This window comes from Pseudomonas sp. 05N434 (assembly GCF_056396965.1).
Genome location: NZ_JBFTMK010000003.1, coordinates 13,741 through 39,759, shown reverse-complemented (window position 1 = coordinate 39,759; position 26,019 = coordinate 13,741). Strand labels below are relative to the sequence as shown.

Annotated in this window: 23 protein-coding genes; all 23 read left to right on the top strand. The window is 58.8% G+C overall.

Going from position 1 to position 26,019, the window contains the following annotated elements; genetic code table 11:
* Positions 1-71: 71 nt before the first annotated feature.
* The gene (gene mnmE / locus AC1DLB_RS00440) at positions 72-1,442 is read left to right on the top strand and encodes a tRNA uridine-5-carboxymethylaminomethyl(34) synthesis GTPase MnmE (RefSeq protein WP_064621183.1); all 1,371 of its coding nucleotides are present in this window, start codon (positions 72-74) and stop codon (positions 1,440-1,442) included.
* A 551-nt stretch (positions 1,443-1,993) separates the two neighbouring features.
* Positions 1,994-3,892 (top strand): tRNA uridine-5-carboxymethylaminomethyl(34) synthesis enzyme MnmG, encoded by a 1,899-nt coding sequence (gene mnmG / locus AC1DLB_RS00435; protein ID WP_477784467.1) that lies wholly within the window; start codon positions 1,994-1,996, stop codon positions 3,890-3,892.
* Positions 3,889-4,533, top strand: a complete 645-nt coding sequence (gene rsmG / locus AC1DLB_RS00430) for a 16S rRNA (guanine(527)-N(7))-methyltransferase RsmG (protein ID WP_477784466.1) — start codon at positions 3,889-3,891, stop codon at positions 4,531-4,533. The genes mnmG and rsmG overlap by 4 nt, the downstream gene beginning before the upstream one ends.
* A gap of 18 nt (positions 4,534-4,551) precedes the next feature.
* Positions 4,552-5,349 (top strand): ParA family protein, encoded by a 798-nt coding sequence (locus AC1DLB_RS00425; protein ID WP_007934331.1) that lies wholly within the window; start codon positions 4,552-4,554, stop codon positions 5,347-5,349.
* Positions 5,350-5,358: 9 nt separating this feature from the next.
* Positions 5,359-6,231, top strand: coding sequence for a ParB/RepB/Spo0J family partition protein (locus tag AC1DLB_RS00420; protein WP_007934333.1), 873 nt, complete (start codon positions 5,359-5,361; stop codon positions 6,229-6,231).
* Positions 6,232-6,379: 148 nt separating this feature from the next.
* Positions 6,380-6,787: a F0F1 ATP synthase subunit I gene (locus tag AC1DLB_RS00415; RefSeq protein ID WP_064621181.1), complete on the top strand. Its 408-nt coding sequence runs from the start codon at positions 6,380-6,382 to the stop codon at positions 6,785-6,787.
* 16 nt (positions 6,788-6,803) lie between these two features.
* A complete protein-coding gene (gene atpB, locus AC1DLB_RS00410; protein WP_007934337.1) occupies positions 6,804-7,673 on the top strand; it encodes a F0F1 ATP synthase subunit A in 870 nt (289 codons plus the stop codon).
* A gap of 133 nt (positions 7,674-7,806) precedes the next feature.
* Positions 7,807-8,064, top strand: a complete 258-nt coding sequence (atpE, locus tag AC1DLB_RS00405; RefSeq protein ID WP_003097235.1) for a F0F1 ATP synthase subunit C — start codon at positions 7,807-7,809, stop codon at positions 8,062-8,064.
* Positions 8,065-8,122: 58 nt separating this feature from the next.
* A complete protein-coding gene (locus AC1DLB_RS00400; RefSeq protein ID WP_007969903.1) occupies positions 8,123-8,593 on the top strand; it encodes a F0F1 ATP synthase subunit B in 471 nt (156 codons plus the stop codon).
* 12 nt (positions 8,594-8,605) lie between these two features.
* Positions 8,606-9,142: a F0F1 ATP synthase subunit delta gene (locus AC1DLB_RS00395; protein WP_064621179.1), complete on the top strand. Its 537-nt coding sequence runs from the start codon at positions 8,606-8,608 to the stop codon at positions 9,140-9,142.
* Positions 9,143-9,163: 21 nt separating this feature from the next.
* Positions 9,164-10,708 carry a F0F1 ATP synthase subunit alpha gene (atpA, locus tag AC1DLB_RS00390; protein ID WP_007969905.1) on the top strand — a complete coding sequence of 515 codons (1,545 nt, stop codon included), beginning with the start codon at positions 9,164-9,166 and terminating at the stop codon, positions 10,706-10,708.
* Positions 10,709-10,758: 50 nt separating this feature from the next.
* Positions 10,759-11,619, top strand: a complete 861-nt coding sequence (gene atpG, locus AC1DLB_RS00385; protein WP_007934344.1) for a F0F1 ATP synthase subunit gamma — start codon at positions 10,759-10,761, stop codon at positions 11,617-11,619.
* A 27-nt stretch (positions 11,620-11,646) separates the two neighbouring features.
* Positions 11,647-13,023: a F0F1 ATP synthase subunit beta gene (gene atpD / locus AC1DLB_RS00380; RefSeq protein ID WP_007969907.1), complete on the top strand. Its 1,377-nt coding sequence runs from the start codon at positions 11,647-11,649 to the stop codon at positions 13,021-13,023.
* 45 nt (positions 13,024-13,068) lie between these two features.
* Entirely contained in the window at positions 13,069-13,494 is a 426-nt protein-coding gene (locus tag AC1DLB_RS00375) for a F0F1 ATP synthase subunit epsilon (RefSeq protein WP_007934346.1), read from the top strand.
* Between the two features lie 117 nt (positions 13,495-13,611).
* Positions 13,612-14,979 (top strand): bifunctional UDP-N-acetylglucosamine diphosphorylase/glucosamine-1-phosphate N-acetyltransferase GlmU, encoded by a 1,368-nt coding sequence (glmU, locus tag AC1DLB_RS00370; RefSeq protein ID WP_019580347.1) that lies wholly within the window; start codon positions 13,612-13,614, stop codon positions 14,977-14,979.
* 195 nt (positions 14,980-15,174) lie between these two features.
* Positions 15,175-15,951, top strand: a complete 777-nt coding sequence (locus AC1DLB_RS00365) for a DeoR/GlpR family DNA-binding transcription regulator (protein WP_477784465.1) — start codon at positions 15,175-15,177, stop codon at positions 15,949-15,951.
* Between the two features lies 1 nt (position 15,952).
* A complete protein-coding gene (gene glmS / locus AC1DLB_RS00360; RefSeq protein ID WP_477743526.1) occupies positions 15,953-17,785 on the top strand; it encodes a glutamine--fructose-6-phosphate transaminase (isomerizing) in 1,833 nt (610 codons plus the stop codon).
* Between the two features lie 79 nt (positions 17,786-17,864).
* On the top strand, positions 17,865-18,767 hold the full coding sequence (locus tag AC1DLB_RS00355) for a LysR family transcriptional regulator (protein WP_018927331.1): 903 nt from the start codon (positions 17,865-17,867) through the stop codon (positions 18,765-18,767).
* A 131-nt stretch (positions 18,768-18,898) separates the two neighbouring features.
* The gene (locus AC1DLB_RS00350) at positions 18,899-19,525 is read left to right on the top strand and encodes a glutathione S-transferase family protein (protein WP_018927332.1); all 627 of its coding nucleotides are present in this window, start codon (positions 18,899-18,901) and stop codon (positions 19,523-19,525) included.
* A 63-nt stretch (positions 19,526-19,588) separates the two neighbouring features.
* Complete coding sequence (locus AC1DLB_RS00345) at positions 19,589-21,619, top strand: 2Fe-2S iron-sulfur cluster-binding protein (protein ID WP_477743527.1); 2,031 nt, start codon at positions 19,589-19,591, stop codon at positions 21,617-21,619.
* 431 nt (positions 21,620-22,050) lie between these two features.
* Entirely contained in the window at positions 22,051-22,428 is a 378-nt protein-coding gene (locus tag AC1DLB_RS00340; protein ID WP_018927334.1) for a DUF6124 family protein, read from the top strand.
* A 275-nt stretch (positions 22,429-22,703) separates the two neighbouring features.
* Positions 22,704-23,900 carry a DUF3142 domain-containing protein gene (locus tag AC1DLB_RS00335; RefSeq protein ID WP_477743662.1) on the top strand — a complete coding sequence of 399 codons (1,197 nt, stop codon included), beginning with the start codon at positions 22,704-22,706 and terminating at the stop codon, positions 23,898-23,900.
* Positions 23,887-26,019, top strand: a complete 2,133-nt coding sequence (locus AC1DLB_RS00330; protein ID WP_477743528.1) for a hypothetical protein — start codon at positions 23,887-23,889, stop codon at positions 26,017-26,019. The genes AC1DLB_RS00335 and AC1DLB_RS00330 overlap by 14 nt, the downstream gene beginning before the upstream one ends.

The following is a 26,019-nucleotide window of genomic DNA, read 5'->3' as shown; positions in this document are numbered from 1 at the left end:
GTGGATAACCACTCAAAACGCCCCCTAGTGGGGCGTTTTGCTATCTGTCACTTTTGTCTGGATACCGGTTTATGAGCGTTCCTCGTGAAACCATCGCTGCCGTTGCCACCGCTCAAGGTCGCGGCGGTGTGGGCATCGTCCGTATTTCCGGGCCGCTGGCGAGTGTGGCGGCCAAAGCCATCAGCGGCCGCGAGCTGAAACCGCGGTTCGCCCATTACGGCCCGTTCCTCAGTGAAAACGAAGAGGTGCTGGACGAAGGCATCGCACTGTATTTCCCGGGACCGAATTCGTTCACCGGCGAAGATGTGCTGGAGCTGCAGGGCCACGGCGGACCAATCGTCCTGGATATGTTGCTCAAACGCTGCCTTGAACTGGGCTGCCGTCTGGCCCGACCGGGTGAATTCAGCGAGCGCGCCTTCCTCAATGACAAGCTTGATCTGGCTCAGGCCGAAGCCATTGCCGACCTGATCGAGGCGAGTTCTGCACAGGCAGCACGAAATGCCCTGCGTTCGTTGCAAGGGGCGTTTTCCCAGCGTGTGCATAACCTAACCGAGCAATTGATAGGCCTGCGCATTTACGTCGAAGCGGCTATCGACTTCCCCGAAGAAGAAATCGACTTCCTCGCCGATGGCCACGTGCTGAGCATGCTGGACAAAGTGCGCGACGAATTATCCACAGTGCTTCGGGAAGCCGGGCAGGGGGCCTTGCTGCGTGACGGCATGACGGTAGTCATCGCCGGTCGGCCGAATGCCGGCAAGTCCAGCCTTCTGAATGCCCTGGCCGGACGTGAAGCCGCGATCGTGACCGAGATTGCCGGCACGACCCGGGACATTCTTCGCGAACATATCCACATCGATGGCATGCCGTTGCATGTGGTCGACACTGCCGGGCTGCGGGATACCGACGATCAGGTCGAGAAAATCGGCGTCGAACGGGCATTGAAAGCCATCGGCGAGGCGGATCGGGTATTGCTGGTGGTCGATGCCACGGCTCCCGAGGCCATTGATCCATTTGCCTTGTGGCCTGAATTCCTCGAAACCCGCCCGGATCCGGCAAAAGTGACGCTGATTCGTAACAAGGCAGACCTGACGGGCGAAGCAATTGCCCTGGAAGTCAGTAACGATGGCCACGTCACGATCAGCCTCAGTGCCAGGTCCGCCGGCGAAGGCCTGGAGTTGTTGCGCGAGCATCTCAAGGCCTGCATGGGTTACGAGCAGACCTCTGAAAGCAGCTTCAGTGCTCGCAGGCGTCACCTGGAGGCACTGCGCCATGCGAGTGCGTCCCTCGAACACGGCCGCGCACAGCTGACGTTAGCGGGTGCCGGTGAACTGCTGGCCGAAGATTTGCGGCAAGCCCAGCAGTCTTTGGGCGAGATCACCGGGGCATTCAGCTCCGATGATCTGCTGGGCAGGATCTTTTCCAGCTTCTGCATCGGTAAATAGTCCTTCTGCGTTACCCACAGACAGGCCGTTCTGGCCTGTCTGCCCCTCTTCTTCTGAAATAGCCCTCCGCTCCCGAGCAGATTTTTCTGTTCGGGCAGATTTTCCGTGCCCGGGATTTGCTCGGTCAGCCCTTTTCTGTGGATTAAGCCCTGTGAATAACTGTCGCTAAGGGCAGTTGATAACAAGGCCTCAAAAACTGAAGATAACCGCCTCTGTGGATAACAGCCCCTTTCATCCACAGGCTTACACCGGTTATCCAAGGGCCTCCTCGGCACATGACCACAGGGTTTTGAATCTCTGTACACATTGAAAATAAAGGCCTGTATGAATCTATCCACAGAAAGGTGGGTCAGTAGAAATAAACATAAAAACAAAGATTTAATAAATTTCTCTCTTTTTAATTTCTATAACCCCGACTTCTCCACAGCTGGTTAAATTTTGTGCAAAGGGTTCTTTAGGAAGGGCGAAGTCCCTATACTTGCCGACCAGGTCCAAGAACCTGAGCTCAAACTATTCCGGATTACCTGACTAAAGCAGGCACGAGGTGCGTGGTGGATTTCCCTTCCCGTTTTGAAGTGATCGTCATCGGCGGCGGTCATGCCGGTACCGAGGCAGCACTTGCATCAGCACGTATGGGGGCAAAAACCCTGTTGCTGACGCATAACGTGGAAACCCTCGGTGCCATGAGCTGCAATCCCGCCATTGGTGGGATCGGTAAAAGCCATCTGGTCAAGGAAATCGATGCCCTGGGCGGCGCGATGGCCATGGCTACCGATAAAGGTGGTATTCAATTTCGCGTATTGAACAGCCGCAAAGGCCCGGCCGTGCGTGCAACTMGCGCCCAGGCAGATCGGGTTCTGTACAAGGCCGCTGTCCGCGAAGCTTTGGAAAACCAGCCGAACCTGTGGATATTTCAACAGGCCGCGGACGACTTGATCGTCGAACAGGAACAAGTGCGCGGCGTTGTCACGCAAATGGGCCTGCGTTTCTTCGCCGACTCCGTGGTGCTGACGACGGGCACCTTCCTCGGTGGACTTATCCACATCGGGATGCAGAATTATTCCGGCGGTCGCGCCGGTGATCCGCCTTCGATTGCTTTGGCACGTCGTCTGCGTGAACTGCCATTGCGTGTCGGTCGCCTGAAAACCGGTACTCCGCCGCGTATCGACGGTCGGTCTGTGGATTTCTCGGTCATGACCGAGCAAGCCGGTGATACGCCGATCCCGGTCATGTCGTTCATGGGCTCCAAAGAACAGCACCCGAAACAGGTCAGTTGCTGGATCACCCACACCAACGCCCGGACCCACGAAATCATTGCCGCCAACCTCGACCGTTCGCCGATGTATTCCGATGCCGGGTTGATCGAAGGCATCGGCCCACGTTATTGCCCATCGATCGAAGACAAGATCCACCGCTTTGCCGACAAGGAAAGCCACCAGGTCTTCATCGAACCGGAAGGGTTGACCACTCACGAGCTGTACCCGAACGGGATATCCACATCCTTGCCGTTCGACGTGCAATTGCAGATCGTGCAATCGATCCGCGGCATGGAAAACGCGCACATCGTGCGTCCGGGCTACGCCATCGAGTACGACTATTTCGACCCGCGTGACCTGAAGTACAGCCTGGAAACCAAAGTGATCGCCGGTCTGTTCTTCGCCGGGCAAATCAACGGCACCACCGGTTACGAAGAAGCCGGCGCCCAGGGTTTGCTGGCTGGAGCCAACGCCGCACTGCGAGCCCAGGGCAAAGATGCCTGGTGCCCGCGTCGTGATGAAGCGTACATCGGCGTTTTGGTTGACGACCTGATTACCCTCGGTACCCAGGAACCGTATCGGATGTTCACATCCCGCGCCGAATACCGCTTGATTCTGCGCGAAGACAACGCCGACCTGCGCCTGACCGAAAAAGGTCGCGAACTGGGTCTGGTGGATGACGCGCGTTGGGCGGCTTTCTGCAAAAAACGCGAAAGCATCGATCTGGAAGAACAACGCCTGAAAAGTACCTGGGTTCGCCCGTGCACCGAGCAGGGCGATGCGATTGCCGAGAAGTTCGGCACGCCGCTGACCCACGAATACAATTTGCTCAACCTGCTGAGCCGTCCGGAAATCGACTACGCTGGTCTGATCGCCGTGACTGGCGGGGGCGCAGAAGATCCACAGGTCGCCGAACAGGTCGAAATCAAGACCAAATACGCCGGTTACATCGACCGTCAACAGGATGAAATCGCACGCCTGCGGGCCAGCGAAGACACCAAACTGCCTGTGGATATCGATTACACGAACATCTCCGGTCTCTCCAAGGAGATCCAGAGCAAGCTCGGTGCGACCCGTCCAGAGACTTTGGGCCAGGCGTCGCGTATTCCGGGCGTGACCCCAGCGGCGATTTCGCTGTTGATGATTCATTTGAAAAAACGYGGCGCGGGCCGTCAGTTGGAGCAAAGCGCTTGAGTTCGTTGGTTACCTCGCAACATGCAGAAGAGTTATCCACAGGTGCTCGCCAGCTCGGTGTCACACTGACGGAAACCCAGCACGCTCAGCTGCTGGGTTATCTGGCCTTGTTGATCAAATGGAACAAGGCTTACAACCTGACCGCCGTGCGCGATCCGGACGAAATGGTCTCCCGTCACCTGCTCGATAGCTTGAGCGTGATGTCGTTCGTCGAAAATGGTCGCTGGCTGGACGTTGGCAGCGGCGGAGGCATGCCGGGTATTCCGTTGGCGATCCTGTTTCCTGAGTCCCAGGTGACCTGTCTGGACAGCAACGGCAAGAAAACCCGCTTCCTGACCCAGGTCAAACTCGAACTCAAACTGGATAACCTGCAAGTTATCCACAGTCGCGTCGAAGCCTTCCAGCCTGAACTGCCATTCAACGGGATCATTTCCCGGGCGTTCAGCAGCATGGAGAACTTCAGCAACTGGACTYGCCATTTGGGCGACGCCGACACACGCTGGCTGGCAATGAAGGGCGTTCATCCCGCCGATGAGCTGGTAGCATTGCCGGCAGACTTCCACCTCGATAGCGAACACGCCCTGGCCGTACCCGGTTGCCAAGGCCAACGCCATCTGCTGATACTGCGCCGCACGGCATGATTGGGAACACAAGCAAGAATGGCTAAGGTATTCGCGATAGCGAACCAAAAGGGTGGTGTGGGCAAGACCACCACCTGCATCAACCTCGCAGCTTCCCTGGTCGCTACCAAGCGTCGGGTGCTGTTGATCGATCTTGATCCACAGGGCAACGCCACCATGGGTAGCGGTGTGGATAAACACGGCCTGGAAAACTCGGTCTACGATCTGTTGATCGGTGAATGTGATCTGGCCCAGGCCATGCACTATTCCGAACACGGTGGTTACCAGTTGTTGCCGGCAAACCGCGATCTGACCGCGGCCGAAGTCGTTCTGCTGGAAATGCAGATGAAGGAAAGCCGCCTGCGCAGCGCGTTGGCGCCGATCCGTGAAAACTACGATTACATTTTGATCGACTGCCCGCCATCGCTGTCGATGCTCACGCTCAATGCGCTGGTTGCCGCCGACGGGGTCATTATCCCCATGCAGTGCGAGTACTTCGCGCTCGAAGGGTTGAGCGACCTTGTGGATAACATCAAGCGCATTGCCGAACTGCTGAACCCGAACCTGAAAGTCGAAGGCCTGTTGCGGACCATGTATGACCCGCGCCTGAGCCTGATGAACGACGTCTCGGCGCAGCTCAAGGAACACTTTGGCGATCAGCTCTACGACACCGTGATTCCGCGCAACATCCGTCTGGCCGAAGCGCCAAGCTATGGCATGCCGGCACTGGCGTACGATAAATCATCGCGCGGCGCGATTGCCTATCTGGCATTGGCCGGTGAGATGGTTCGCCGTCAACGCAAAAATTCACGCACCGCCGCTGCCCAGGCAACTTAAGGAATCCCCATGGCCGTCAAGAAACGAGGTCTCGGACGTGGACTGGATGCACTGCTGAGTGGTCCGACTGTCAGCTCGCTGGAAGAACAAGCGGTGCAAGCCGACCAGCGTGAGCTGCAGCACCTGCCCCTGGACCTGATCCAGCGTGGCAAGTACCAGCCGCGTCGCGACATGGATCCTCAGGCGCTGGAAGAGCTGGCGCAGTCGATCAAGGCTCAGGGCGTGATGCAGCCGATCGTGGTTCGCCCGATTGGCAGCGGTCGCTTCGAAATCATCGCCGGCGAACGCCGCTGGCGCGCCAGCCAGCAGGCTGGCCAGGAAACCATCCCGGCGATGGTCCGCGATGTGCCGGATGAAACCGCCATCGCCATGGCGTTGATCGAGAATATCCAGCGCGAAGACCTCAATCCGATCGAAGAAGCGGTGGCCTTGCAGCGTTTGCAGCAGGAATTCCAGCTGACTCAGCAACAAGTGGCCGAGGCTGTGGGTAAGTCCCGCGTTACCGTGGCCAACCTGTTGCGCCTGATTTCGTTGCCGGAAGTCATCAAGACCATGCTGTCTCACGGCGACCTGGAAATGGGTCATGCCCGTGCCTTGCTGGGTTTACCGGAAAACCAACAGGTTGAAGGGGCGCGACATGTTGTCGCACGGGGGCTGACTGTGCGCCAGACTGAAGCACTGGTTCGCCAGTGGTTGAGTGGCAAACCGGAGCCTGTGGAACCGGCAAAACCGGACCCGGATATCGCCCGGCTCGAGCAGCGCCTGGCCGAGCGCCTAGGCTCTGCGGTGCAGATCCGCCACGGAAAGAAGGGTAAGGGGCAGTTGGTGATCGGCTACAACTCTCTTGATGAACTTCAAGGTGTGCTCGCACACATCCGCTGAAACAATTCCTCTTGTAGCGTGAAGTCGGAAATCACTACCTGACAGTTGAATAGGGGCAGAACCGCCCCTATACTCTGCGCGCATTTTGTCGGCACAAATTATGCCAAGTTATTGAATTTCRGCAGCCGACCATTGGGGAGCAAAAGTGATGGAAAACCGCACGCCAGACCGCTTGCCTTTCCATCGATTGGCTGTTTTTCCGGTGTTAATGGCTCAATTCGTCGTTTTGCTGATTGCCGCTTTGGCGCTCTGGCGATGGTATGGAGTCGTTGCCGGGTACTCAGGACTTTGCGGAGGCCTGATAGCCTTGCTTCCCAATATTTATTTCGCTCACAGGGCATTTCGGTTTTCCGGCGCCCGAGCAGCTCAAGCTATCGTCCGGTCTTTTTATGCCGGCGAGGCGGGCAAACTGATTTTGACGGCAGTGCTGTTTGCACTGACGTTTGCAGGTGTGAAGCCATTGGCGCCGCTAGCAGTATTCGGCGTCTTCGTGCTGACCCAACTGGTCAGCTGGTTCGCTCCCCTGCTTATGAGAACAAGACTTTCGAGACCTTAGGGCGTTTGAGGCAACCATGGCAGAAACAACCGCTTCGGGCTATATCCAGCACCACTTGCAGAACCTGACCTTCGGTCAGCTACCCAACGGCGGCTGGGGCTTTGCCCACTCCGCAGCAGAAGCCAAGGAAATGGGCTTCTGGGCTTTCCACGTCGATACCCTCGGCTGGTCGGTCGCGTTGGGTCTGATCTTCGTTCTTCTTTTCCGCATGGCGGCAAAGAAGGCGACTACAGGTGTACCTGGTGCTTTGCAGAACTTCGTTGAAGTATTGGTCGAATTCGTCGATGGCAGCGTGAAAGACAGCTTCCATGGCCGTAGTCCAGTGGTTGCACCGCTGGCACTGACCATCTTCGTCTGGGTCTTCCTGATGAACGCCATCGACCTGGTACCGGTTGACTGGATTCCTCAGCTGGCCATCCTGATCTCCGGCGACCACCACATCCCGTTCCGCGCCGTGTCGACCACCGACCCGAACGCTACCTTGGCCATGGCCTTCACGGTGTTTGCGCTGATCATTTTCTACAGCATCAAGATCAAGGGCCTCGGCGGCTTCATCGGCGAGCTGACCCTGCACCCGTTCGGCAGCAAGAACATCTTTGTTCAGGCGCTGCTGATTCCGGTGAACTTCCTGCTGGAATTCGTGACCCTGATCGCCAAGCCGATCTCCCTGGCTCTGCGTCTGTTCGGCAACATGTATGCCGGTGAGCTGGTGTTCATTCTGATCGCTGTGATGTTCGGCAGCGGTCTGCTCTGGCTGAGCGGCCTGGGCGTAGTTCTGCAGTGGGCGTGGGCTGTGTTCCACATCCTGATCATCACCCTGCAGGCATTTATCTTCATGATGCTGACCATCGTCTACCTGTCGATGGCGCACGAAGAAAACCATTAAGACCAGTCTCGACTGGTCTGATGTCCCACCCGGTCAAACGGGTGGGTGCCCTAAACGGGCTATGAAACGATTTGTTTTACCGCTTTAAAATCTAAAAAACCTAAACCATACGACGTAAAAGTCGGGAGGAAAGATGGAAACTGTAGTTGGTCTAACCGCTATCGCTGTTGCACTGTTGATCGGCCTGGGCGCACTGGGTACCGCAATTGGTTTCGGCCTGCTGGGCGGCAAGTTCCTGGAAGGCGCAGCGCGTCAGCCAGAAATGGTTCCAATGCTGCAAGTTAAAATGTTCATCGTTGCCGGTCTGCTCGACGCCGTAACCATGATCGGTGTTGGTATCGCTCTGTTCTTCACCTTTGCGAACCCGTTCGTTGGTCAAATCGCTGGMTAATTACTCGGATCTTCCGGGTAATTTGGTGTGATGGACAACGTAACTGCGAGGTGTTGGCGTGAACATTAATGCGACCCTGATTGGCCAGTCCGTTGCGTTCCTGATTTTTGTACTGTTCTGCATGAAGTTCGTATGGCCTCCGGTCATCACGGCTCTGCACGAACGTCAAAAGAAGATCGCTGATGGTCTGGACGCTGCCAGCCGAGCAGCTCGCGACCTGGAGTTGGCCCAAGAGAAAGCGGGTCAGCAACTGCGCGAAGCGAAAGCTCAGGCAGCTGAAATCATCGAGCAAGCCAAGAAACGCGGTACCCAGATTGTCGACGAAGCCCGTGAACAGGCTCGCGTCGAAGCTGACCGTGTGAAGGCTCAGGCTCAGGCCGAGATCGAACAGGAACTGAACAGCGTCAAAGACGCGCTGCGCGCCCAAGTGGGTAGCCTGGCCGTTGGCGGTGCTTCGAAGATCCTGGGCAAAGCAATCGATCAAAACGCGCACGCAGAGCTGGTTAACCAACTGGCTGCTGAAATCTAAGCGAGGGCGATCATGGCAGAACTGACCACGTTGGCCCGACCTTACGCTAAGGCGGCCTTCGAGCACGCTCAGGCCCACCAGCAACTGGCCAATTGGTCAGCCATGCTCGGCCTGGCAGCAGCGGTGTCGCAAGACGACACCATGCAGCGCGTGCTCAAGGCCCCGCGACTGACGAGCGCAGAAAAGGCCGCCACGTTCATTGACGTGTGCGGCGACAAGTTTGATGCCAAGGCACAGAACTTCATTCACGTCGTTGCCGAAAACGACCGTCTCCCGCTTCTGCCGGAGATCGCCGCTCTGTTTGACCTGTACAAGGCCGAACAAGAGAAATCGGTAGACGTTGAAGTGACCAGTGCTTTTGCATTGAACCAAGAACAGCAAGACAAACTCGCCAAGGTTCTCAGTGCACGACTCAACCGGGAAGTGCGCCTGCAAGTCGAGGAAGACTCATCCCTTATTGGTGGTGTTGTCATCCGCGCCGGCGACCTGGTTATCGATGGCTCGATTCGCGGCAAAATCGCGAAACTTGCCGAAGCATTGAAATCTTGAGTTTGAAGGGGCAGCAGAGCAATGCAGCAACTCAATCCTTCCGAAATAAGTGAAATTATCAAGGGCCGCATCGACAAGCTCGATGTGACCTCCCAAGCCCGTAACGAAGGCACTGTCGTCAGCGTATCTGACGGTATCGTGCGGATTCACGGTCTGGCCGACGTTATGTACGGCGAGATGATCGAGTTTCCGGGCGGCGTCTTCGGTATGGCTCTCAACCTGGAGCAAGACTCTGTAGGTGCCGTTGTATTGGGCGCATACCAGACTCTGGCTGAAGGCATGAGCGCCAAGTGCACCGGCCGCATCCTCGAAGTTCCGGTTGGTAAGGAACTGCTGGGTCGCGTAGTCGACGCACTGGGTAACCCAGTTGACGGCAAAGGTCCGCTGAACAACACCGAGACCGACGCGGTCGAGAAAGTTGCTCCAGGCGTGATCTGGCGTAAGTCGGTAGACCAGCCTGTACAGACTGGCTACAAGGCTGTCGATGCGATGATCCCTGTCGGCCGTGGCCAGCGTGAGCTGATCATCGGTGACCGTCAGATCGGTAAAACCGCTCTGGCGATCGACGCGATCATCAACCAGAAAGACAGCGGCATTTTCTGCGTCTACGTAGCTATCGGTCAGAAGCAATCGACCATCGCCAACGTAGTTCGCAAGCTGGAAGAAAACGGTGCACTGGCTAACACCATCATCGTTGCAGCGAGCGCTTCGGAATCTGCAGCACTGCAATTCCTGGCACCGTACTCCGGTTGCACCATGGGCGAATACTTCCGCGATCGCGGTGAAGACGCGCTGATCGTTTATGACGATCTGTCCAAGCAAGCAGTGGCTTACCGCCAGATTTCCCTGCTGCTGCGCCGTCCACCAGGCCGTGAAGCTTACCCAGGCGACGTGTTCTATCTCCACTCCCGTCTGCTGGAGCGCGCATCCCGCGTTTCGGAAGAATACGTAGAGAAGTTCACCAACGGCGCAGTGACCGGCAAAACCGGTTCCCTGACCGCACTGCCGATCATCGAAACCCAGGCTGGCGACGTTTCCGCGTTCGTTCCGACCAACGTGATTTCCATCACCGACGGTCAGATCTTCCTGGAATCGGCCATGTTCAACTCGGGCATCCGTCCTGCTGTGAACGCCGGTGTTTCGGTATCCCGTGTGGGTGGTGCCGCTCAGACCAAGATCATCAAGAAGCTGTCCGGTGGTATCCGTACCGCTCTGGCTCAGTACCGTGAACTGGCGGCATTCGCCCAGTTCGCTTCTGACCTGGACGAAGCGACCCGTAAGCAACTTGAGCATGGTCAGCGCGTTACCGAGCTGATGAAGCAGAAGCAATACGCGCCAATGTCGATCGCCGACATGTCGCTGTCGCTGTATGCCGCTGAGCGTGGGTTCCTGACCGACGTTGAAATCGCCAAGATCGGCAGCTTCGAGCAAGCGCTGATTGCTTACTTCAACCGCGATCACGCCGACTTGATGGCGAAGATCAACGTGAAGGGTGACTTCAATGACGAAATCGATGGCGGCCTGAAAGCCGGTATCGAGAAGTTCAAGGCCACCCAAACCTGGTAAGCCGCAGCGGGAGCCTAGCGGCTCCCGCTTGCTAACCTGATAGGTGTTACATGGCAGGCGCAAAAGAGATTCGCAGTAAGATTGCGAGCATCAAAAGCACGCAAAAGATTACCAGCGCCATGGAAAAAGTGGCGGTCAGCAAAATGCGCAAGGCACAAATGCGCATGGCTGCTAGCCGTCCTTATGCGGAGCGCATCCGCCAGGTTATTGGCCATCTGGCCAACGCTAACCCGGAATATCGCCACCCGTTCATGATCGACCGTGAAGTAAAGCGCGTTGGTTATGTCGTAGTGAGCAGTGACCGTGGTCTGTGTGGTGGCTTGAACACCAACCTGTTCAAGGCTTTGGTCAAGGACATGGCGGTAAACCGCGAAAACGGCGTCGAGATCGATCTGTGTGTCGTTGGTAGCAAGGGTGCGGCTTTCTTCCGCAACTTCGGCGGTAACGTCGTTGCAGCTATCAGCCACTTGGGTGAAGAGCCGTCGATCAATGATCTGATCGGCAGCGTCAAGGTGATGCTGGATGCCTACCTGGATGGCCGTATTGACCGCCTGTCCGTGGTGTCCAACAAGTTCATCAACACCATGACACAACAGCCTACCGTGGAGCAGTTGATTCCACTGGTGGCAACCCCGGATCAAGAACTCAAGCACCACTGGGATTATCTGTACGAACCGGACGCCAAAGAGCTGCTTGACGGCTTGATGGTCCGTTACGTGGAGTCGCAGGTCTACCAGGCGGTGGTCGAGAACAACGCGGCTGAACAAGCTGCGCGGATGATCGCGATGAAGAACGCTACCGACAACGCCGGTGATTTGATCAGCGATTTGCAGCTGGTCTACAACAAGGCGCGTCAGGCTGCGATCACCCAAGAGATCTCGGAAATCGTCGGCGGCGCTGCCGCGGTTTAACGGTTCAAATATTCAGAGGATCCAGCTATGAGTAGCGGACGTATCGTTCAAATCATCGGCGCCGTTATCGACGTGGAATTCCCACGCGACAGCGTACCGAGCATCTACGACGCCTTGAAAGTTCAAGGCGCCGAAACCACTCTGGAAGTTCAGCAGCAGCTGGGCGACGGCGTGGTTCGTACCATTGCGATGGGCTCCACCGAAGGCTTGAAGCGCGGTCTGGACGTCAACAACACTGGCGCAGCCATCTCCGTACCGGTCGGTAAAGCGACCCTGGGCCGGATCATGGACGTACTGGGCAACCCGATCGACGAAGCTGGTCCGATCGGCGAAGAAGAGCGTTGGGGCATTCACCGTCCTGCGCCAACCTTCGCTGAACAAGCGGGCGGCAACGAGCTGCTGGAAACAGGCATCAAGGTTATCGACCTGGTTTGCCCGTTCGCCAAGGGCGGTAAAGTCGGTCTGTTCGGTGGTGCCGGTGTAGGCAAGACCGTAAACATGATGGAACTGATCCGTAACATCGCCATCGAGCACAGCGGTTATTCCGTGTTCGCCGGTGTGGGTGAGCGTACTCGTGAGGGTAACGACTTCTACCACGAGATGAAGGACTCCAACGTTCTGGACAAAGTGGCACTGGTTTACGGTCAGATGAACGAGCCGCCGGGAAACCGTCTGCGCGTAGCACTGACCGGCCTGACCATGGCCGAGAAGTTCCGTGACGAAGGTAACGACGTTCTGCTGTTCGTCGACAACATCTATCGTTACACCCTGGCCGGTACTGAAGTATCCGCACTGCTGGGCCGTATGCCTTCGGCGGTAGGTTACCAGCCGACCCTGGCTGAAGAGATGGGCGTGCTGCAAGAGCGCATCACTTCGACCAAGCAAGGTTCGATTACTTCGATCCAGGCGGTATACGTACCAGCGGACGACTTGACCGACCCGTCGCCAGCGACCACCTTCGCCCACTTGGACGCCACTGTCGTTCTGTCCCGTGACATCGCTTCCCTGGGTATCTACCCTGCGGTAGACCCACTGGACTCGACTTCGCGTCAGCTGGACCCGAACGTGATCGGCAACGACCACTACGAAACCGCTCGCGGTGTTCAGTACGTGCTGCAGCGTTACAAAGAACTGAAGGACATCATTGCGATCCTGGGTATGGACGAGCTGTCGGAAGCCGACAAGCAGTTGGTAAACCGTGCTCGTAAGATCCAGCGTTTCTTGTCGCAGCCGTTCTTCGTGGCTGAAGTCTTCACCGGTGCTTCGGGTAAATACGTTTCCCTGAAAGACACCATTGCTGGCTTCAAAGGCATCCTCAACGGTGACTACGACCACCTGCCAGAACAAGCGTTCTACATGGTCGGCGGCATCGAAGAAGCGATCGAGAAAGCCAAGAAACTGTAATCCCGGCGCCCGGCAACGGGCGCTAATTTAGGTTGAGGCAATCAGATGGCTATGACAGTCCATTGCGATATCGTCAGCGCGGAAGGGGAAATCTTTTCCGGCCTGGTCGAGATGGTGGTTGCGCACGGTGCACTGGGTGATCTTGGTATCGCCCTGGGTCACGCGCCGCTGATCACCAATCTCAAGCCGGGCCCGATCCGCCTGATCAAGCAGGGCGGGGAAGAGGAGGTGTATTACATCTCCGGTGGTTTCCTCGAGGTTCAGCCGAACATGGTCAAGGTTCTCGCCGACACCGTGCAACGCGCTGCCGACCTGGACGAAGCCGCAGCTTTGGAAGCCGTTAAGGCTGCCGAGAAAGCCTTGCATGAGCGAGGCGCGGAATTCGATTACGGTTCTGCTGCCGCACGTCTGGCCGAGGCTGCAGCTCAGCTGCGCACCGTCCAGCAGATCCGCAAGAAGTTCGGCCACTAATCGGCCATCGACTTGTTGCGCGATTGATTAAAAAGGGTAGCCTCGGCTACCCTTTTTTCTTTTTCGATATTCATCACCTGGTCGCAGTTGCTGACCACCCAGGATTGGTAGCCAGTCATGTCCCTTGAAATCGTTATCCTCGCTGCCGGCCAAGGCACTCGCATGCGTTCGGCCTTGCCGAAAGTCCTGCATCCGATTGCCGGTAATTCAATGCTCGGCCATGTTATCCACAGCGCCCGGCAACTTGATCCACAGCGCATCCACGTGGTGATCGGCCATGGTGCCGAAGCGGTGCGCGAGCGTCTGGCCGCCGATGACCTGAATTTCGTCCTGCAGGACCAACAGCTGGGTACCGGTCATGCGGTGGCCCAGGCTGTGCCGTTCATCGAGTCCGATACCGTGCTGATTCTCTACGGTGACGTGCCGTTGATCGAAGTCGAAACCCTGCAACGTCTGCTCAAGCAGGCTGCACCGCAGCAATTGGGTCTGCTGACTGTCGAGTTGGATGACCCGACTGGCTACGGCCGTATTGTCCGTGATGCCGCCGGCAAAGTGACTGCCATCGTTGAGCAGAAAGATGCCAACGCGGTTGAGCGTGCGATCACCGAAGGCAATACCGGCATTTTGGCGGTGCCTTCCCAGCGTTTGGGCGATTGGCTGGGCCGCCTCTCCAACAACAATGCCCAGGGCGAGTACTACCTGACCGACGTGATTGCCATGGCGGTCAGTGATGGTCTGGTGGTGGCCACAGAACAACCCCATGACGCCATGGAAGTGCAGGGCGCCAACGATCGCAAACAACTGGCCGAGCTTGAGCGTCATTATCAACTGCGCGCCGCTCGTCGTTTGATGGCTCAAGGCGTAACCCTGCGCGACCCGACACGTTTCGATGTGCGCGGTGAGGTTACCGTTGGTCGCGATATCCTGATCGACATCAACGTGATTCTCGAGGGCAAAGTGGTCATCGAGGACGACGTGGTGATCGGCCCGAACTGCGTGATCAAGGACAGCACCCTGCGCAAAGGCGTGGTGATCAAGGCCAACAGTCATATCGAAGGCGCGATTCTCGGCGAAGGCAGCGATGCCGGCCCGTTCGCTCGTTTGCGTCCTGGCACAGTGCTGGAGGCCCGCGCACATGTGGGTAACTTTGTTGAACTGAAGAACGCTCACATGGGCGAAGGTGCCAAGGCCGGTCACTTGACGTATCTGGGCGATGCCGAGATCGGTGCGCGCACCAACATTGGCGCCGGCACCATCACCTGCAACTACGACGGTGCCAACAAGTGGAAAACCGTGCTGGGTGAAGATGTGTTCATCGGCTCCAACAACTCGTTGGTGGCGCCTGTGGATATCTCCTCCGGTGCGACCACGGCGGCCGGTTCGACCATTACCCAGAATGTGGATAACGCTCAATTGGCCGTTGGCCGGGCTCGACAGAAGAACATCGACGGCTGGAAGCGGCCTGAGAAGATCAAGAAGAGTTAAGTTATCCACAGATCAAAAGATCGCAGCCTTCGGCAGCTCCTACAGGGAATTCGTGTTCACTCTGTAGGAGCTGCCGGAGGCTGCGATCTTTTTTTGAGTTATCCACACATCTTTTTTTCTGAAGCTGGCTTGACGAAGTTTCGCCGATAGGTTTTGATTGCTTACGTTATCTTTCGAATCGAAACTTACCAAGTCATGTCAAAGCGCAACACGCCCCAACGCCGCCACAATATCCTCGCCTTGCTCAATGAGCAGGGCGAAGTCAGTGTGGACGAGTTGGCCAAACGCTTCGAAACCTCGGAAGTTACGATTCGCAAGGATCTGGCCGCGCTTGAAAGCAACGGTCTGTTGCTGCGTCGTTATGGCGGCGCGGTCACCATGCCGCAGGAGCTGGTCGCCGATATCGGCCAACCGGTTTCGAAATACAAGCAGGCCATTGCCCGCGCCGCCGTCACGCGGATTCGCGAGCATGCGCGCATTATCATCGACAGCGGCAGTACCACCGCCGCGATGATCCCGGAACTCGGCCAGCAACCGGGCCTGGTGGTGATGACCAACTCCCTGCATGTCGCCAACGCGTTGACTGAACTCGAGCACGAACCGGTGCTGTTGATGACCGGTGGTACCTGGGATCCGCATTCCGAATCCTTCCAGGGGCAGGTGGCAGAGCAGGTACTACGCTCATATGACTTCGATCAGTTATTTATTGGCGCCGATGGCATCGATCTGGTGYGCGGGACCACCACCTTCAATGAATTGCTGGGACTGAGCCGTGTCATGGCCGAGGTCGCCCGCGAAGTGATCGTGATGGTCGAAGCCGACAAGATCGGCCGCAAGATTCCCAATCTGGAGCTGCCTTGGAGCAGTGTCCATACCCTTATTACCGATGATCGCCTGCCGCTTGAGGCCCGCGATCAGATTCAGGCCCGCGGCATCAATGTGATTTGCGCCGCTGTCAGTCAGGAGAAATAGCATGTGTGGAATTGTTGGTGCAGTCGCAGAACGGAACATTACCGCCATCCTGCTCGAAGGCCTCAAGCGTTTGGAATACCGTGGTTATGACAGCGCCGGTGTGGCGGTGTACACCAACGATGAAAAACTCTTGCGCCTGCGTCGGCCGGGCAAGGTCAGCGAACTGGAACAGGCGCTGATCGAAGAGCCTCTGGTCGGCCGTCTGGGCATTGCCCACACCCGCTGGGCGACTCACGGTGCACCGTGCGAACGCAACGCTCACCCGCATTTTTCGGGCGATCTGGCGGTGGTGCACAACGGCATCATCGAGAACCACGAAGCCCTGCGCGAGCAGCTCAAGGCCTTGGGCCACGTGTTCACCTCGGACACAGACACTGAAGTCATCGCCCATCTGCTCAACGAAAAGCTCAATGAGCAGCCCGACCTGACCGCGGCCCTGAAAGCGACCGTCAAAGAACTGCACGGCGCCTACGGTCTGGCAGTGATCAGCGCTCGGCAACCGGATCGCTTGGTAGCAGCCCGCAGCGGCAGCCCATTGGTAATCGGTCTGGGCCTGGGTGAAAACTTTCTTGCCTCCGACCAGTTGGCCCTGCGCCAGGTCACTGACCGCTTCATGTACCTGGAAGAAGGCGATATCGCCGAAATTCGCCGCGACAGCGTGCAGATCTGGGACATTAATGGCGTGCTCGTCGAGCGTGAAAGCATTCAGTACCGTGACGGTGCCGAAGCCGCTGACAAAGGCGAGTTCCGGCATTACATGCTCAAGGAAATTCACGAGCAACCGGCCGTGGTGCAACGCACGCTTGAAGGTCGCCTGAGTCAGAATCAGGTGCTGGTCCAGGCGTTTGGTTCACAAGCGGCCGAGTTGTTCGCCAAGGTGCGTAATGTACAGATCGTCGCCTGCGGCACCAGCTATCACGCCGGCATGGTTGCCCGTTACTGGCTCGAAGAACTGGCCGGCATCCCGTGCCAGGTCGAAGTCGCCAGCGAATTCCGCTATCGCAAAGTAGTGGTGCAGCCCGATACCCTGTTCGTGAGCATCTCCCAGTCAGGCGAAACCGCCGATACGTTGGCCGCGCTGCGCAATGCCAAGGAACTGGGCTTCCTTTCCAGCCTGGCAATCTGCAACGTCGGCATCAGCTCCCTGGTGCGTGAATCGGACCTGACGCTGCTGACCCAGGCCGGTCGCGAAATCGGCGTGGCCTCGACCAAAGCCTTCACCACTCAATTGGTGGGCCTGCTCTTGCTGACCCTGGCCCTGGGTCAGGTTCGCGGCACATTGGCCGCAGGTGTCGAAGCCACACTGGTGGAAGAACTGCGTCGCCTGCCGACCCGTCTGGGCGAAGCCCTGGCCATGGACAGCACTGTGGAAAAAATCGCCGAGCTGTTCGCCGAGAAGAACCACACCCTGTTCCTCGGTCGCGGTGCGCAATTCCCGGTGGCGATGGAAGGGGCGCTCAAGCTCAAGGAAATCTCCTACATCCACGCCGAAGCCTACCCGGCGGGCGAGCTGAAACATGGCCCGCTGGCGCTTGTGGATAACGACATGCCAGTGGTCACCGTGGCACCGAACAACGAGTTGCTGGAGAAGTTGAAGTCCAACCTCCAGGAAGTCCGCGCCCGCGGCGGTGAACTGATCGTCTTCGCCGACGAGCAGGCCGGCATGACCAACGGTGAAGGCACTCATGTTGTGCACATGCCGCATATCCACGACATCCTGTCGCCGATCCTCTACACGATTCCGTTGCAGCTTCTTTCGTACTACGTGGCGGTGTTGAAAGGTACTGACGTTGACCAGCCACGAAATCTGGCGAAGTCGGTGACGGTGGAATAAGTTATCCACAGGTGATCGAACCAATAAAAATCGCAGCCTACGGTTGCGATTTTTTTTACCTGAGCGAAGGACATACCCGATGGACCGATTCCAGGAAATGCAGGTCTTCGCCGCTGTCGCCCAGGACCAGGGTTTCTCGGCGGCGGCGCGGCGCTTGGGGATGTCGGCGGCCAGCGTTACCCGGGCAGTGGCGGCGCTTGAGCAGCGCATTGGCACTCAGTTGCTGACGCGCACCACCCGTAGCGTGCATTTGAGCGAGGCGGGCCAGCGTTATCTGGAGGACTGTCGGAGAATTCTCGCCGAGGTGCAGGAAGCCGAGGATTCGGCCGCCGGGAGCCATGCCCAGCCCCGTGGGCAACTGACGATCACCGCGCCGGTATTGTTCGGCGATTTGTTCGTCACGCCGCTCATGGTCGGTTACCTGACTCAATTTCCTGAAGTCAGCATCAACGCTGTACTGGTCGACCGGGTGGTGAGCATGGTCGAGGAGGGCATCGATGTGGCCGTGCGTATCGGTGAATTGCCTGACAGCAATCAGCACGCAATTCGAGTGGGCGAAGTGCGGCGGGTGATCTGCGCTTCCCCTGGATTCCTGACTGACCATGGTCGGCCTCGGCATCCGGCAGACTTGAGCCGCGCCCCGATCATCGCTACCTCGTCCATCGGGCAGCCCAGAAGCTGGCCGTTCCTTGAGGCGGGAGAGCCGATCAGTGTTCGTCCGGAGCCACGTCTTGTGGTCTCTGCCAATCAAGCGGCGATCACTGCCGCCGCCATGGGCCTGGGATTGACCCGAGTCCTGTCGTATCAAGTGGCGAGCAAGATCGCCACCGGTGAGCTGGAAATCGTCCTGGCTGACTTCGAACTGCCGCCATTGCCCATTCATGTGGTCTACCAGGGTGGGCGCAAGGCCCCGACGCGGGTTCGCAGTTTTGTGGACTTTGCGGTGAAGGGGCTGCGCGAACACCCGGCCCTGCACGGCTGAAGGTTTATTGCACTGGATGAAATAATGGATTGCGTTTGCTGGTTATTCTGTTGCTTTGGTTGTGGATGGAAGATTGCGCTCCATCGGCGCTGATCTTTCCTGAGCGGCGCCACCACCCAGCGGAGTCGACCATGCAAGCCATCAAACTCTACAACTTCCCCCGTTCCGGCCATGCTCACCGTGTAGAGCTGATGCTGTCGTTGTTGCAACTGCCGACCGAGCTGATCTTCGTCGATCTGGCCAAGGGCGCACACAAACAAGCGGATTTTCTTGCGCTCAACCCGTTTGGTCAGGTTCCGGTGATTGAGGATCAAGGCATGGTGCTGGCCGATTCCAACGCGATCCTGGTCTACCTTGCGCAGAAATACGGCAACGGTCGCTGGCTGCCAACCGATCCGGTCGGTGCCGCCAAGGTTCAGCGCTGGTTGTCGGTCGCCGCCGGGCCGATTGCCTTTGGCCCGGGCAGGGCAAGGCTGATCACTGTATTTGGTGCGCCTTACAACGCTGAAGAGGTGATCGCCTATTCTCACACCTGGCTCAAAGTGATCGATCAGGAACTGGGTGCAACGGCCTATCTGGCCGGTAGCGAGCCGACCATCGCCGACATCGCCGCCTACAGCTACATCGCCCATGCTCCGGAAGGCAATGTGTCGCTGGACGACTACGCCAACATCCGAGCCTGGCTGGCGCGCGTTGAAGCCTTGCCAGGGTTTGTCGGCATGCCACGCACCATCGCCGGTTTGCAAAAAACTGCCTGATGTTCACGGCCCTATTCAGTCGGGCCGTTCTTATTGCGCAATGAGCGCAGGGGAGAAGCCGTTATGGAACGTTCACCTTGGCATGCAGGCGAGAAACAGTTGCAAGCCCACGTGGGTGTCGGGGAGCGAATGGAGGCATTGGGTCGTAGGGTGATTCGCGGCGAGATGCCGGACCAGCACCGCACGTTCTATCAGCAACTGCCGTTCATGCTGTACGGCGCGGTGGATGCCGACGGCAACCCTTGGGCGAGCATTCTTGAAGGGGCGCCGGGCTTTGCGAAGTCCCCCGAGCCCGGGCTGTTGCAGATCGGCAGCCTGCCCGGTCGCGACGATCCTGCACAACTGCAAGACGGGGCGGCGATCGGTCTGCTCGGTATCGAGCTGCACACCCGGCGTCGCAACCGTCTCAATGGTCGAGTCGGCGCTGTAACGGCGAGCGGCTTCGAGGTGACGGTGGAGCAATCCTTCGGCAATTGCCCGCAATACATTCAATTGCGCCAGTTTCGCTCGGTGCCATTGGCGGATCCGGAGACCCGTATCGCGCAGCATCTCAATGGTCTGGATGACGCGGCCAAAGCCATGATTGCCAGCGCCGATACCTTCTTTGTCGCCAGCTATGTGGACGTCGATGGCCAACGCTCGGTGGACGTTTCTCATCGGGGCGGCCAGGCCGGTTTCGTCCAGATAGAAGGCAATCGCCTGACCATCCCGGACTTCGCCGGCAACCTGTTCTTCAATACCTTGGGCAACCTGCTGATCAACCCTTGGGCCGGTTTGCTGTTCATCGATTTCGATTCGGGCGATTTGCTGCACCTCAGCGGTCGCACGCAAGTCATCCTTGAAGGCCCGCAGATCGAAGCCTTTCAAGGGGCTGAGCGGCTGTGGACATTCGAGGTGGAGCACGCGGTGCGTCGGCCCGCGGCACTGGCCTTGCGCTGGCGCTTTGACGGCGTGTCGCCCACCAGTCTGCTGACCGGCACCTGGACGCAGGCGAATGCACGCCTGCAAGCCCAGGCGCTGGGGAATCGCTGGCGGCCGCTGCGAGTGACGCGCATCGAGCGGGAGAGCCACAACATCCGTTCAATCTATCTGGAGCCTGCCGATGGCGCCGGGTTGCCGGTGTTTCAAGCCGGGCAACATTTGCCCTTGCGGTTCAACATCGCAGGCGATGTGCACATCCGCACGTACAGCTTGTCGAGCGCGCCATCCGATGACTTTTTCCGCATCAGCGTGAAGCGTGAAGGCCTGGTGTCCTCGCACCTGCATGAGCAGATTCGTGTCGGCGATGTGCTTGAAGCCCGCTCGCCTCAAGGGCATTTCACCGTGGCACCGAATGAGCGTCGGCCGCTGGTGCTATTGGCTGCCGGCGTGGGGATCACGCCGCTGCTGTCGATGCTGCGGGAGGTGGTTTATCAAGGCCTGCGCACGCGGCGCATCCGTCCTGTGTGGTTCTTCCAGAGCTCGCGGACCTTGGCCGATCAACCGTTTCGCCCTGAGCTGGATCGCCTGCTCGACGGCCTCGGTGATGAGGTGCGGGTGCTGCGTTTGCTTAGTCAGCCGGAGGCCGATGCCCGTGAGGGTGAAGATTACGACCTGACAGGGCGCATCGACGCCGACTTGCTCAAGACCACTCTTGAGGTGGAGGACTACGACCAAGTGGATTTTGTCCTGTGCGGTCCGGGAAGTTTTACCCAGGGGCTGTACGACAGCCTGCGGGATCTGGATGTCCCTGATTCAAGGATTCATGCCGAAACCTTTGGCCCGTCGACGCTGCGTCGCAAGCCGGACCCGGACGCGGTGGTCATCGAGCAATTGCCGGCCGCTACCGTTTCGGTGCCCGTCGTGTTCCAGCGCTCTGCCAAAGAAGCGCGTTGGCAGCCAGACGGCGGCAGTTTGCTGGAGTTGGCGGAGAGCCGTGGCTTGCGCCCGGAATTCAGTTGCCGCGGCGGTTCCTGCGGGACCTGCAAAACCCGGTTGATCAGCGGAGAGGTGAATTATCCACAGCCTCCGGCGGAGGCTCCCGATGCGGGTGAGGTGCTGATTTGTTGTGCGGTGCCGGCGCAGGGTTCGCAGCCGTTGGTGTTGGATCTGTAACTGAACCAGACAACAGAGAAAATCCCCTGTGGCTTACTCGCGAAAGCGGTGTCTCAGACAACTTCCACGTTGAATGTTAAACAGCCTTCGCGAGCAAGCCCGCTCCCACATTCGATCTCGGCTGGCCTGAAAATATTTGCGAACATCCTACAAATTTGGCTGTTCTGAAGGACAAATCCGACAAGTTCTAGCGGTTGTCGTATCAGAAGTCCGAGGGATAGGCTTTGGGAGTCACTGCAAATTCAGTGATCGGGTTTGGTCGCTCAGGTTTAGAATGGCGCACTTTTGTGCTTGCTTCATGGCGAGCTGTGCGTGGGAGGGCTTAGGCCCTGCCGGGTTCCATTCCCTGGTCGACCAACCCGCGTACGGTTCGCCACCCTTCTGCTTGGTCGCAGTGTTGGCGAACTCCAGTTCTCGAATGGAGTTTCACCATGTTCAAAGCCACACCGAATCCCCCGGAAACCGACGACGTTTCCCCCTACGAATCCCTCGATTCAAAAAAGCTCAACGAAGCCGCCGAGCGCGCGCTCGATCACTACCTCAACCCCTCCGCCCTCAAATCCCCCGCGGCCCGCAAGCCGAGCACGATGTTTATGGTTGCGCCGGATATCAAAGACGAAGACCTGTTGGCCCACACCTGTGAATCGTTGGCCCAGGCCAGTGTGATGGCGAGTGATTTTGCGGGGTATCTGCAAGGGCCGCACCGGCATACGGCGATGGCGATTCAACAGATCGTCATGCTGGCGGAACTGGCGGTGAACCGGATGCTGGATAACCTTGCCATCCCGAAACCTGCGCCACACAGCTGAACAATGTGGGAGCGAGCAAGCCCGCTCGCTCCCACAAAAGCATTCAGGCGCTGGACGCAGTGGTGGCGAAGAATCAGGTGATCATTGCCTGCAAGCCGATAGCTGAGTAGGCTGCCGGGAATTCGTAACCGATCAATTGTGGCGAGGGAGCTTGCTCCCGCTGGGCTGCGAAGCAGCCCCTTCATATCATCAGACACACCACATGGGCTGCATTTTGCGACTGCTGCGCAGTCGAGCGGGAGCAAGCTCCCTCGCCACAGAGGATGAGGGTGGGCATTGTGTTTTTCATTCGCTTGTCGGCCTTGCTTGGCGCATTGATGTTGCTCAACGGTTGCGAGCAACCGGACGCGCCGCCGCTCGATCAGCAACTCTATGTCTGGCAACGGCTATGGACGCCAGCCCATGACGCCGCGCTGCGCGACAGCCACACCGATTTCTCGACCTTGCGCGTGCTGGCCTTGCAGGCATTTCCACAGTCTGGCTGGAGCCGGGCGCGGATCGATCCGGCGCTGCTCAAGCGTGATGGCCGACCGCTGATTGCGGTGGTTCGTCTGGATGGCCAGCTCAATGGGCTGGACCGGGACGAGGTCACGGCGCAGATCCAGCAGGTGCTCAGCGATTGGCAAGGGCAGGGGCTGACCCTGTCCGGCGTGGAAATCGACCACGATGCGGGCAACGCCCGGTTACCGGCCTACCGCGAATTCCTCACCCATTTGCGTGGCGTTCTGCCGGCGTCCTTGCCACTGAGCATCACCGCGTTGCCGGCCTGGCTAGACAGTTCTGAATTGCCGGCGTTGCTGGCAACGGTCGACAGCAGCGTGTTGCAGGTGCACGCGGTGAGCGATCCACGGCGTGGGCTGTTCGACCCGGATCAGACACGGCAGTGGGCCAGGGCCTGGAGTCGCAACACATCGAAACCGTTTTATCTGGCGCTGCCGGCTTATGGCGTGGCGCTGTTGCCGGGGGCCGGGGGCGCGCCGGTCGTGGAAAGCGAAGTGCCCATCGAGCAAGGCGGTGAACGTCGGGAGTTGCTGGCAGACCCGCAGCAACTGAGTAAGCTCGGCACCGAGTTGCGCGCCGATCCACCGGCCCATCTGGCCGGGCTGATCTGGTTTCGCCTGCCCCTGGCCAATGATCGCAGGGCCTGGAGCCTGACGACGCTGGGCGCTGTGGCGCGCGGCGATACGCTCGACAGTCATGTGGGGCTGAAACTCTCGGCGCAGGACGGCCTCTACGACATCAGCCTCAGCAACCAAGGCAACCTCGACAGTGCCTGGCCCGAACGTCTGACGCTGGCGGTGCAGGGCTGCGAGGGCGCCGATGCGCTGGCCGGTTATGCGTTGCAACAGCGCCCGGATCTGCTTACCTTCATCCGCCTGCGTGACGGTCGAATCCCGGCCGGCGGGCAGCGCGCTATCGGTTGGGCTCGCTGCGCACACATTGATCAAGGAGGTTCGAATGTTTACCCGTAACTGGCCCCGCCATGTGCTTTGCCTGAGCCTCAGCCTGCCATTGGGTTCGGCGCTGGCCTGCGGGCCGGACTTCCCCATGCGCCTGCTCGACAACCGTGGCCAGTCGCTGGCGGAACTGCCGGAAGGCAACTTCAACCTTGAGATCAGCCGCCTCGGGCATGCCATCGCGGGACTGAAAAATGTCACCGCCGCCACCAACATTCCGGGGGACGGTTACGGCGATGCGCCTGATTACACCCATCAGCGCGATACCGCTGAACAGGCCGGTCTGACGCCTGAGCAGCAAGCGCTGGTGAAACAACTGCGCAACCTGATCGATGCCCGTCAGGTTGAAGAGCAAGGCGCGAATCTGCCGCCCGAGCACAGACTCTATCTGGCTGGCGCCGTGGCGTTCAACGCCGGTGACCATGGCCTGGCCGCCGACTACTTCCAGAAAGTGCTGGCGCTGCCGGCGGAACAACGCCCGTTGCGTAGCACCTGGGCGGCGTACTCGTTGGGCCGGGCGCTGTTTGCCATGAGTTCAGAAGCAGGCGCGACCCCTGACCTGTTGGCTCAGTCCCGCAAGGCCTTCGAGCAGACCCGTCAACTGAGCATCGACGGCTTCAACGACCCGTTGGAACTGGGTGTCGCCAGCCTCGGCGAAGAAGCGCGAGTGGCCCGCACCGCGGGTGACTGGGACAACGCCATCCAACTCTACGCCACGCAGAACCTTCACGGCTCGGCGGTGGGCTACACCTCGCTGAAGCTGTTGATGGCCGATCTGGCGGCGATGCCCGACGAGCAACTGGCCGGGTTGCTCAAGGGCAAAGCGGTGCAGCAACTGGTGACGGCGTCGTTGATCAGTCGGCTGGGCTGGTCATTCGGTGATCAACCGCCGAACGAACAGAAACTGATCAAACTGCTGCAAAGCAGCACCCGTGGCAGTCTGGATAATGCCGATCGCCTGGCGGCGATGAATTATCAACAGGGCGATTACGCCAGCGCCAAAGCCTTCCTCGAACAGGCTGGTGACGGTGGCCTTGCATGGTGGTTGCGGGCGAAGCTGGCGGTGCGTGATGGCGACAAAAACGCCGCCGCAGCGGCCTATGCCAAAGCCGCCCAGGCCTTCCCGCAGAACGAATCCTGGGGCGAGCGGCGGACGCCCGACTGGGATTACGAAACGCTCCAGCCCAAGTGCCGGGTCGAGGGTGAAAGCGCGATCCTGGCCCTGCAACGCGGGGATTACCTGCAGGCCTTCGATCAGCTCTATCGCAGCCAGGGCATCTACTGGTTCGACGCGGCCACCGTGGCTGAGCGGGTGCTGACCCTCGATGAACTCAAGCAGTACGTCGACACCCAGGTGCCGGCACCGCCACCGCTCAGCCAGCAGGATCGCGACAATTATGTGCCGTTGCCGGTGGCCGCGAGCCTGCGCAATCTGCTCGGGCGGCGTTTATTGCGTGAAGAGCGTTACGATGAGGCTCCGGCTTACTTCGACAACGCGGATTTGCAGGCCAAGGCCAAATGGTATGGGCAATTGCGCAAGGAGGCCGAGTCCAAATGGTGGCCGACCTCCAAGGCATTCGCTTATTACTACTCCGCGACGCTGGCTCGCTACGATGGGATGGAGCTGTTGGGCTACGAGATGTCCCCGGATTACGTGACCTTCGGTGGCAATTACAGCCTGGAAGCTCCGGAGCTCAAGGTCGGACCGCTGATGACCGAGGGCGAAGTGCAGCGTCAGCAAGCTACGGTGGCGCAACCTGATGAGCGTTTCCATTACCGTTATGTCGCCACGGCTCTGGCGAGTAAGGCCGCCGATCATCTGCCCCACAGCAGTCAGGCGTTTGCTTCGATGCTATGCAAGGCCTCAGGGTGGGGCACCAACCTGCAAGAGCAAAGCGCGTTCTATCGTCGTTATGTAGAGGAGGGGCCCTATGTGGTCTGGGCCGGTGATTTCGGTCATCAATGCCAGGAGCCGGACTTCCAGAATGCCGACAAGCGCTATGTGACCCAGGTCACCGACGCTATGCGGTCCACGCTGCGACCCTACAAAAAACCATTGCAGATCGGCGCCGTGTTGGCCGTTACGGCAGCGGCGCTGTTGTTGATCAGTCGCCGCCGTCGGAAAGCGCGATAA

Excerpts from the sequence above, each read along its gene's own strand:
- mnmE (WP_064621183.1), top strand. The coding sequence starts at position 72 with ATGAGCGTTCCTCGTGAAACCATCGCTGCCGTTGCCACCGCTCAAGGT.
- AC1DLB_RS00425 (WP_007934331.1), top strand. The coding sequence starts at position 4,552 with ATGGCTAAGGTATTCGCGATAGCGAACCAAAAGGGTGGTGTGGGCAAG.
- AC1DLB_RS00420 (WP_007934333.1), top strand. The coding sequence starts at position 5,359 with ATGGCCGTCAAGAAACGAGGTCTCGGACGTGGACTGGATGCACTGCTG.
- AC1DLB_RS00415 (WP_064621181.1), top strand. The coding sequence starts at position 6,380 with ATGGAAAACCGCACGCCAGACCGCTTGCCTTTCCATCGATTGGCTGTT.
- atpB (WP_007934337.1), top strand. The coding sequence starts at position 6,804 with ATGGCAGAAACAACCGCTTCGGGCTATATCCAGCACCACTTGCAGAAC.
- AC1DLB_RS00395 (WP_064621179.1), top strand. The coding sequence starts at position 8,606 with ATGGCAGAACTGACCACGTTGGCCCGACCTTACGCTAAGGCGGCCTTC.
- atpA (WP_007969905.1), top strand. The coding sequence starts at position 9,164 with ATGCAGCAACTCAATCCTTCCGAAATAAGTGAAATTATCAAGGGCCGC.
- atpG (WP_007934344.1), top strand. The coding sequence starts at position 10,759 with ATGGCAGGCGCAAAAGAGATTCGCAGTAAGATTGCGAGCATCAAAAGC.
- atpD (WP_007969907.1), top strand. The coding sequence starts at position 11,647 with ATGAGTAGCGGACGTATCGTTCAAATCATCGGCGCCGTTATCGACGTG.
- AC1DLB_RS00375 (WP_007934346.1), top strand. The coding sequence starts at position 13,069 with ATGGCTATGACAGTCCATTGCGATATCGTCAGCGCGGAAGGGGAAATC.
- glmU (WP_019580347.1), top strand. The coding sequence starts at position 13,612 with ATGTCCCTTGAAATCGTTATCCTCGCTGCCGGCCAAGGCACTCGCATG.
- glmS (WP_477743526.1), top strand. The coding sequence starts at position 15,953 with ATGTGTGGAATTGTTGGTGCAGTCGCAGAACGGAACATTACCGCCATC.
- AC1DLB_RS00355 (WP_018927331.1), top strand. The coding sequence starts at position 17,865 with ATGGACCGATTCCAGGAAATGCAGGTCTTCGCCGCTGTCGCCCAGGAC.
- AC1DLB_RS00350 (WP_018927332.1), top strand. The coding sequence starts at position 18,899 with ATGCAAGCCATCAAACTCTACAACTTCCCCCGTTCCGGCCATGCTCAC.
- AC1DLB_RS00345 (WP_477743527.1), top strand. The coding sequence starts at position 19,589 with ATGGAACGTTCACCTTGGCATGCAGGCGAGAAACAGTTGCAAGCCCAC.
- AC1DLB_RS00340 (WP_018927334.1), top strand. The coding sequence starts at position 22,051 with ATGTTCAAAGCCACACCGAATCCCCCGGAAACCGACGACGTTTCCCCC.
- AC1DLB_RS00330 (WP_477743528.1), top strand. The coding sequence starts at position 23,887 with ATGTTTACCCGTAACTGGCCCCGCCATGTGCTTTGCCTGAGCCTCAGC.